At 64.5% G+C, this 6,575-nt stretch carries 9 protein-coding genes and 2 pseudogenes; all 11 read right to left on the bottom strand.

The genetic code is table 11. The features are described 5' to 3' along the window. Positions 1–269 precede the first annotated feature (269 nt). A pseudogene (rpsK, locus tag ACHZD8_RS17730) lies at positions 270–392 on the bottom strand (30S ribosomal protein S11); the annotation flags it as partial. Beyond that, positions 383–724 (bottom strand): annotated as a pseudogene (locus ACHZD8_RS17725) (DNA-directed RNA polymerase subunit alpha); the annotation flags it as partial. The pseudogenes ACHZD8_RS17725 and rpsK (ACHZD8_RS17730), both read right to left, overlap by 10 nt. Before the next feature lie 160 nt (positions 725–884). Further along, on the bottom strand, positions 885–1,283 hold the full coding sequence (gene rpsK / locus ACHZD8_RS17720) for a 30S ribosomal protein S11 (protein ID WP_394771747.1): 399 nt from the start codon (positions 1,281–1,283) through the stop codon (positions 885–887). A 72-nt stretch (positions 1,284–1,355) separates the two neighbouring features. Then, entirely contained in the window at positions 1,356–1,736 is a 381-nt protein-coding gene (gene rpsM / locus ACHZD8_RS17715) for a 30S ribosomal protein S13 (protein WP_147783455.1), read from the bottom strand. A gap of 227 nt (positions 1,737–1,963) precedes the next feature. Beyond that, the gene (gene rpmJ, locus ACHZD8_RS17710; protein WP_147783456.1) at positions 1,964–2,080 is read right to left on the bottom strand and encodes a 50S ribosomal protein L36; all 117 of its coding nucleotides are present in this window, start codon (positions 2,078–2,080) and stop codon (positions 1,964–1,966) included. 97 nt (positions 2,081–2,177) lie between these two features. Beyond that, positions 2,178–2,399 (bottom strand): translation initiation factor IF-1, encoded by a 222-nt coding sequence (infA, locus tag ACHZD8_RS17705; protein WP_055811571.1) that lies wholly within the window; start codon positions 2,397–2,399, stop codon positions 2,178–2,180. Positions 2,400–2,779: 380 nt separating this feature from the next. Then, the gene (gene map, locus ACHZD8_RS17700) at positions 2,780–3,610 is read right to left on the bottom strand and encodes a type I methionyl aminopeptidase (RefSeq protein ID WP_394771746.1); all 831 of its coding nucleotides are present in this window, start codon (positions 3,608–3,610) and stop codon (positions 2,780–2,782) included. Continuing rightward, the gene (locus tag ACHZD8_RS17695; protein ID WP_394771745.1) at positions 3,610–4,197 is read right to left on the bottom strand and encodes an adenylate kinase; all 588 of its coding nucleotides are present in this window, start codon (positions 4,195–4,197) and stop codon (positions 3,610–3,612) included. Before ACHZD8_RS17695 ends, map begins: the two co-directional genes overlap by 1 nt. Beyond that, positions 4,194–5,519 carry a preprotein translocase subunit SecY gene (gene secY / locus ACHZD8_RS17690; RefSeq protein WP_394771744.1) on the bottom strand — a complete coding sequence of 442 codons (1,326 nt, stop codon included), beginning with the start codon at positions 5,517–5,519 and terminating at the stop codon, positions 4,194–4,196. Before secY ends, ACHZD8_RS17695 begins: the two co-directional genes overlap by 4 nt. A 103-nt stretch (positions 5,520–5,622) precedes the next feature. Continuing rightward, positions 5,623–6,360, bottom strand: a complete 738-nt coding sequence (gene rplO, locus ACHZD8_RS17685) for a 50S ribosomal protein L15 (RefSeq protein ID WP_394771743.1) — start codon at positions 6,358–6,360, stop codon at positions 5,623–5,625. Next, positions 6,360–6,545 (bottom strand): 50S ribosomal protein L30, encoded by a 186-nt coding sequence (gene rpmD, locus ACHZD8_RS17680; RefSeq protein WP_097060176.1) that lies wholly within the window; start codon positions 6,543–6,545, stop codon positions 6,360–6,362. Before rpmD ends, rplO begins: the two co-directional genes overlap by 1 nt. Positions 6,546–6,575 lie beyond the last annotated feature (30 nt).

The following is a 6,575-nucleotide window of genomic DNA, read 5'->3' as shown; positions in this document are numbered from 1 at the left end:
CGGAACTCGGAGATGTTCTCTTCGGTAAGAGTTGGACGCTGTGCAATAAGCACTGGTGATTCCTTTCGGCGAAGTGTCCGCTATTTGACACTTGTGCGTGCGGCGGGTGGCGGGCCCGTCGTTCTATTGAGTTGTGTTCGTGAAACTTGTGCTGGTCGGGTGGGCCGCTCGCGGCCGTATCGAGACCCTGTCACGCGGTGGTGGCAGGTGTCTCGATACGCTCGCTGACGCTCGCTACTCGACCGGAAGAACGGTCTGGCGCTTCGCGCCTAGACCCTTCTGCGCTTGGGCGGGCGGCATCCGTTGTGCGCCTGCGGGGTGACATCGTTGATCGAGCCGACCTCGAGGCCGGCGGCCTGGAGGGAACGGATCGCGGTCTCGCGGCCGGAGCCGAGATGTCGGCGGCCGTGACCTGGCCGGCACCCTGCTTGCGCAGGTAGGCGGTGATCGGCTCGTCGTGCTCGCTCGAGACGACGAGGCCCTTGATGTTCAGGATGATCTCGGTGACGTCTTCCTTCACGCCCGCGACCGTCGAGAACTCGTGCAGCACGCCGTCGATGCGGATGCTCGTGACTGCAGCGCCGGGAATCGAGGACAACAGGGTGCGACGAAGAGAGTTACCGAGGGTGTAACCGAAACCGGGTTCGAGCGGCTCGATGACGAACCGCGAACGGAACTCGGAGATGTTCTCTTCGGTAAGAGTTGGACGCTGTGCAATAAGCACTGTTGATTCCTTTCGGCGAAGTGTCCGCTATTTGACACTTGTGCGTTCGGCTGGGTGGCTGGCCCGCCGGTCTATTGAGTTGTGTTCGAAAGTGATGTACTGGCGTGCCAGCCCGGCAGCGCGACGCAGCACGCCGCGCCGCCGAGCAGCGAAAAGATGGTTAGACGCGACGACGCTTCGGCGGGCGGCATCCGTTGTGCGCCTGCGGGGTGACATCGTTGATCGATCCGACCTCGAGGCCGGCGGCCTGGAGTGAACGGATGGCGGTCTCGCGACCCGATCCGGGTCCCTTGACGAAGACGTCGACCTTCTTCATGCCGTGCTCCTGCGCCTGGCGAGCCGCGGACTCCGCAGCAAGCTGAGCGGCGAACGGGGTGGACTTGCGCGAGCCCTTGAAGCCGACTCCGCCGGACGAGGCCCAGCTGATAACAGCGCCGCTCGGGTCCGTGATGGACACGATGGTGTTGTTGAAGGTGCTCTTGATGTGGGCCTGGCCCACAGCGATGTTCTTCTTCTCTTTACGACGCGGCTTGCGAACTGCCGCCTTTGGTGCTGCCATGAATTTCTCCTGAGATCTAAAGCTCGAGTTACATTTCCGTCGGTGCCGCTAGTGCGGCCGCAACGCGAAGGGTTACTTGCGGCCGGCCTTCTTCTTGCCTGCAACGGTGCGCTTCGGGCCCTTGCGGGTGCGAGCGTTGGTCTTGGTGCGCTGTCCGTGGACAGGCAGGCCGCGACGGTGACGGATGCCCTGGTAGCTTCCGATCTCGACCTTGCGTCGGATGTCGGCTGCGACCTCGCGACGGAGGTCACCCTCCACCTTGAAATTGCCTTCGATGTAGTCCCGGAGCGCGATGAGCTGGTCATCGGTCAGATCCTTGACGCGGATCTCTCCGCTGATCTCGGTGTCGGCGAGGGTCTTGAGGGCCCTCGTGCGGCCGACGCCGTAGATGTATGTGAGTGCGACTTCCACGCGCTTGTCGCGCGGAATGTCTACGCCTGCTAGACGAGCCATTGTGGCTTCTCCTGGTGGTGAGTGGAGGTCTGTAGCAGCACCTGTTCAGCGGCCTCCAGCCGCTGGTGTCCCCCGCCGGACCGCGAATGCGGCCGGCCGGTTCTGGTGTTGCCATGTGTACTACGTATTCAGTTGTATGAAACCAGTCGGTCGCGTAGACCAACGGACCGGGCGACCGAGACGGTCGCCCGCGTCAGGGCTGCGAAGGCCAGAAATGGCCTTCGCGATCAGCCCTGACGCTGCTTGTGGCGCGGGTTGTTCTTGCAGATCACCATGACATTGCCGTTGCGTCGGATGACGCGGCAGTGCTCACAGATGGGCTTGACGCTGGGCTTGACCTTCATTGTTTTTCCTTGCTCTCGCTGTCTTCGTACCCTCGAGGCGTTCTCGCGAACGCGGCGGGAGGGCCGTTACTTTCCAGCAGCTGCTCCGTGGTGGGGCCTATTTGTAGCGATAGACGATCCGGCCACGGGTCAGGTCGTATGGGCTCAACTCAACAATCACGCGGTCCTCAGGCAGGATGCGGATGTAGTGCTGACGCATCTTGCCCGAAATGTGGGCAAGAACACGGTGGCCGTTGGTCAGCTCAACGCGGAACATTGCGTTGGGCAGAGCTTCGACTACTGCGCCTTCGATCTCGATGACACCGTCTTTTTTGGCCATAGCCTCTTCGTCGCTAAAATATTGTTTGCTGGTCGTGCGGGTGGATTGGTGTTGTGCACTCGCCCCGCATCGCGGAGCACGGCCCGTTGCCGGACATGCCGAAAGGCACGCTTTAACGAAGCAGCACACACCAAGGATCGATCTTATGCCAATCCCGGGCGTTTTGCCAATCCGTGCCTATAATTCGCTTCCGCTGGCCGCGAACTGCTCCACGGCATCCGCCCGTCAGGTTCTCCCGCCCCCTCGTGCCACGGGGCGCCTGCGCGCCACTTCTCCGAGAACGGGGCCGTTACGGACATTCGGGGCCGGCGCGGCGGCCCGCTTTGTCCGCGGCGGCCATGTTTGCGGGCGAGCCGTCTCTTGCGACTTCGCGGGCGGGGCTACGGGATCGGGACGGGAACGACGCCGAGCGGGCGCAGGGCCGCGGCCCCGCCATCCTCCGCCGTGAGCACCCAGATGCCGCCGGCGTGCACGGCCACGGAATGCTCCCAGTGCGCTGCGGCGCTGCCGTCGCTCGTGGCCACGGTCCACTCGTCGCCCCGCGTGACGGTGTCGATGCCGCCGAGGGTCACCATCGGCTCGATCGCCACCACGAGACCCGGCTTCACCTGGGGTCCTCGATCACGCACGCGGTAGTTGAACACCGGAGGTTCCTCGTGCATGGACCGGCCGATCCCGTGACCCACGTAGTCCTCGAGAATCCCGTACTCCCCCTGCGAGGCGATGTACTCCTCGATCGCCGTACCGACCTCATTGAGGTGGCGCGCGGAGGCGAGGGCCGCGATCCCGTGCCACAACGACTGCTCGGTCACCCGGGCCAGCGTCTCACGCTCCCGAACGACGTCGGGCCTCGTCGGATCCGGGATCACCACGGTCAGCGCAGCGTCACCGTTCCAGCCGCCGAGCTCCGCGCCGCTGTCGATGGACACGATGTCGCCAGCCTCGAGCACCCGAACCCCGGGGATTCCGTGCACGACCTCGTCGTTCACCGAGGAGCAGATCGTGTGGTGGTAGCCGGGTTCCTTCATGAAGTTGGGCTCGCCGCCGAGGGAACGAATGGCCTCCTCGGCCAGCCTGTCCAGTTCGAGCGTCGTGATACCGGGCCGGATCGCCGCGCGCACCGCGGCGAGCGAGGCGGCCGTCGCGAGGCCCGGCGCCACCATCAGCCGAAGCTCGGCGGGCGTCTTGTAGATGCTCTTGCGAAAAGCCACTAAACGACTGGTGCGATCTCTCGGGCGGCGAGAGCCTCGGAAATGCGGGCGCTCACGTCGTCTATCTCGCCGAGACCGTCGACCTCCACGAGGAGGCCCTTGTCGCGGTAGACGTCGATGAGCGGATTGGTCTCGCGCGCGTAGACCTCCTGGCGGTGACGGATCGCCGCCTCCGAGTCGTCGACGCGGCCCTGGTCGATCGCGCGCTTGCGCAACCGGGAGACCACTTCCTCCTGGTCCGCGACCAGACGGATCACGGCATCCAGGGTCTGACCCTTGGACGCGAGCAGCTCGTCGAGGTATGACACCTGGTCGAGGGTGCGCGGGTAGCCGTCGAGCAGGAAGCCGTCGCGGGCGTCCTCCTCGTCGAGCCGACTCGTGACGAGCGCATTGGTGAGGGAGTCCGGCACGTAGTCGCCGGCATCCACGATCGCCTTGACCTCGATGCCGAGCGGGGTCTTGTCGGCGATGTTGTGCCGGAAGATGTCGCCGGTGGCGATGGCCGGGATGCCGTAGGCCGCCGCGAGACGTGCCGCCTGGGTGCCTTTGCCGGCCCCGGGAGGCCCGACGATGAGCAGCCGGGTCACCGAAGCAAACCCTCGTAGTGCCGTTGCTGCAGCTGGGAGTCGATCTGCTTCACGGTCTCGAGCCCCACACCCACGATGATCAGGATGCTCGCCCCACCGAACGGGAAGTTCTGGTTGGCACCGAACAACCCGAGCGCGATGAGCGGAACGAGGGCGATGAGGCCCAGGTACAGCGATCCGGGGAGAGTGACGCGGGTGAGCACGTAGTCGAGGTACTCGGCGGTGGGCCGCCCGGCGCGGATACCCGGAATGAAGCCGCCGTACTTCTTCATGTTGTCTGCGACCTCCTCCGGGTTGAAGGTGATCGCGACGTAGAAGTAGGTGAACCCCACGATGAGCAGGAAGTACAGCGCCATGTACAGCGGGTTGTCGCCCGTGCGCAGGTTGTCGGTGATCCAGGTGACCCAGGCGGCCGGGGCCTTGCCGGGTGCCGGCTGGTTGAACTGCGCGATCAGGGCCGGCAGGTAGAGCAGCGAGGACGCGAAGATCACCGGAACGACGCCGGCCATGTTGACCTTGATCGGAATGTAGGTGTTGTTGCCGCCGTAGGTGCGCCGGCCGACCATCCGTTTGGCGTATTGCACCGGGATGCGTCGCTGCGACTGCTCGACGTAGACCACGAGGCCCATGATCACGATGCCCATCAGGATCACGAACAGGAAGGTCTCGAAGCCCTTCGACTGGTTGATGGCCCAGAGGGATCCGGGGAAGCGTGCGGCGATCGACGTGAAGATGAGGATCGACATTCCGTTGCCGATGCCGCGCTCGGTGATGAGCTCGCCCATCCACATGATGAGGCCGGTTCCGGCGGTCATGGTGATCACCATGAGCAGGATCGCGTACCACGCGGAGTTGGTGATGAGCGCCGAGCAGGCCGAGTTGCCCGAGGAGCTCGGGAAGAGCGCGCCGCTACGGGCCACGGTGATGAGGGTGGTCGACTGCAGAACGCCGAGCGCGATGGTGAGGTAGCGCGTGTACTGGGTCAGGCGAGCCTGGCCGGACTGGCCCTCCTTGTAGAGGGTGTCGAAGTGCGGGATGACCACGCGCAGAAGCTGCACGATGATCGACGCCGTGATGTACGGCATGATCCCGAGGGCAAAGATCGACAGCTGGAGCAGGGCTCCACCGCTGAAGAGGTTCACGAGCTCGTAGAGCCCGGACGTGCCGGAGTTTGCTGCGAGACACGCCTGCACGTTGCCGAAGTTGACGAACGGCGCCGGGATGAAGGATCCAAGCCGGAACAGGGCAATCAGCGCGAGCGTAAAGCCGATCTTCTTGCGAAGATCGGGGGTGCGGAAAATCCGCGCTACGGCTCTGAACACGAGGCCTCCTGGTTGAACTCTTCGGGCAAGCAGGTGGCCCTTTCGGGCCACCTGGGCGACTACTCTACGAAAGCCAACCGAGCGAACGATCCGCTCGGGGACTTCAGTTTACGGAACCGCCCGCTGCGACAATCTTCTGCTCGGCAGAGCCGGAGACCTTGTCGACTGCAACGTTCAGCTTAACCGCAATGTCACCTGCGCCAAGAACCTTGACCTTTTCGTTCTTGCGAACGGCACCCTTGGCGACGAGGTCGCCGATCGTGACGTCTCCGCCGGCCGGGTACAGCTCGGCGAGCTTCTCCAGGTTGACGACCTGGTATTCGACCCGGAACGGGTTGGTGAAGCCGCGAAGCTTCGGGGTGCGCATGATGCTGTTCAGGTTTCCACCCTCGAGCCCGACGCGAACCTGGTAGCGGGCCTTCGTGCCCTTGGTGCCACGACCGGCCGTCTTGCCCTTGGAGCCCTCACCGCGACCGACACGGGTGCGGTCCTTCTTGGCACCGGGAGCCGGACGGAGGTGGTGGATCTTGAGCACCTGCGGGCGCGCCTCGACGACGGGCTTGGCCGCCTTCTTGGCGGCCGGAGCCGACTTGGCCGACGACGCAACGGTCGCGTCGTCGCTCTTCGCAGCGGCAGCCTTGGAGGCCGCGGCCTTGGGAGCTGCAGCCTTCGGAGCGTCCGCCTTGGCGGCGGTTGCCTTCTCTGCGGCGGGCTTCGACGCTGCCTTGGCCGGAGCCTTGGCTGCGGTCTTTGGCGCGTCAGACTTTGCGGCAGCGGCCTTCGGGGCAGCGGCCTTGGCGGCCGTTGCCTTCTCGGTTGCTGGCTTCTTCTCGTCAGCCATTAGTCAATCTCCTCGACCTTGACCAGGTGAGCGACGGTACGAACGTAACCGCGGTTCTGCGAGTTGTCCTCGCGAACCACGACGTCGCCGATGCGGTGGAGCCCAAGGCTCCGCAGCGTGTCGCGCTGGTTCTGCTTCTCACTAATTTTGGACTTGATCTGGGTCACCTTCAGGCGAGCAGCCATCAGACACCTGCCTTTGCGTCAGCCTGGGCA

The sequence above is a fragment of the Lacisediminihabitans sp. genome (assembly GCF_043726815.1).
In the GTDB taxonomy this organism is placed as follows: domain Bacteria; phylum Actinomycetota; class Actinomycetes; order Actinomycetales; family Microbacteriaceae; genus Lacisediminihabitans.
The sequence above is the reverse complement of the archived record's forward strand: the minus strand, read 5'-3'. Positions and strand labels throughout refer to the sequence as shown.

What these genes read in the sequence shown, in the direction of transcription:
- rpsK (WP_394771747.1), bottom strand. Translation starts at nt 1,283, where the DNA reads ATGGCAGCACCAAAGGCGGCAGTTCGCAAGCCGCGTCGTAAAGAGAAG.
- rpsM (WP_147783455.1), bottom strand. Translation starts at nt 1,736, where the DNA reads ATGGCTCGTCTAGCAGGCGTAGACATTCCGCGCGACAAGCGCGTGGAA.
- rpmJ (WP_147783456.1), bottom strand. Translation starts at nt 2,080, where the DNA reads ATGAAGGTCAAGCCCAGCGTCAAGCCCATCTGTGAGCACTGCCGCGTC.
- infA (WP_055811571.1), bottom strand. Translation starts at nt 2,399, where the DNA reads ATGGCCAAAAAAGACGGTGTCATCGAGATCGAAGGCGCAGTAGTCGAA.
- rplO (WP_394771743.1), bottom strand. Translation starts at nt 6,360, where the DNA reads ATGGCTGACGAGAAGAAGCCAGCAACCGAGAAGGCAACGGCCGCCAAG.
- rpmD (WP_097060176.1), bottom strand. Translation starts at nt 6,545, where the DNA reads ATGGCTGCTCGCCTGAAGGTGACCCAGATCAAGTCCAAAATTAGTGAG.